This is a genomic window from Protofrankia sp. Cr1, assembly GCF_963555865.1.
Lineage (GTDB): Bacteria > Actinomycetota > Actinomycetes > Frankiales > Frankiaceae > Protofrankia.
In genome coordinates, this window is record NZ_CAUVXO010000112.1 from 7,875 (window position 1) to 8,714 (window position 840).

Genomic DNA, 840 nt, shown 5'->3' on the forward strand with positions numbered 1-840 from the left:
GTGGTCAGGCGAGCGTGGTCAGGCGAGCGTGGTCAGGCGAGCGTGGTCAGGCGAGCAGGGCCTCGAGCTGCTCTCGAAACCACCGGTGCGGGGGAAGCCGGCTGGCGACGGCGGCGAGCCGCTCGCACCGGCCACGCCGCTCGTCCGGAGTCATCAGCAGCGCGGCGTGCATGGCGGCCGCCGTCTCGCACACGTCGAACGGATTGATCACCAGTGCATCGGCGGCCATCTCCGCGCACGCCCCGGCCTCCCGGGACAGCACTAGCGCGGCCCCGGACCTCGACAGTACGGCGCCTTCCTTGGCAACCAGGTTCATCCCGTCCCGGATCGGATTCACCACCAGGACCTCGGCGAGTGACAACGCGGCCAACGACCGTGGATAGTCGTCGTTGACCTCGAGCCGGAGCGGCAACCAGGACGCGGTCGCGAACTCGTCCTCGATCTCCGCCACGATCCGCTGGACCGCAGCCGTGTACTCGCGGTACTCGGGAAGATCGTGGCGTGACGGGTAGGCGCAGACGAGGTGCACCACCTGGCCGCGCCACCGTGGATGCTGGCGCAGGAGCTCCCGGTATGCTTCCAGGCCGCGGACGATGTTCTTCGACAACTCGGTCCGATCCACCCGCACGATCACCCGGCGACCGGCGATCAGCTCCCTCAACTCGGCGGCGCGGGCAGTGACGTCATGCCCGTGGGCGCGCTGCGCCAGGGCGGCGCCGTCAACCCCGAGCGGGTGGACGCCGATCCGGACCACGCGGCCGCGGTATCGCAGCTGCGGCAGGCTCGTGGTGCCGGTCGTCTCGACGTCGTGGTCTGTCTCGACGTCGTGGTCTGTCTCGA

1 protein-coding gene is annotated in these 840 nt (G+C 70.1%); it reads right to left on the bottom strand.

Features of this window, described 5'->3' with window-relative positions; genetic code table 11:
* Positions 1–46: 46 nt before the first annotated feature.
* The coding region (locus tag U9980_RS11610) for a trehalose-6-phosphate synthase (RefSeq protein ID WP_322767920.1) at positions 47–840 on the bottom strand (794 nt) is incomplete at its 5' end.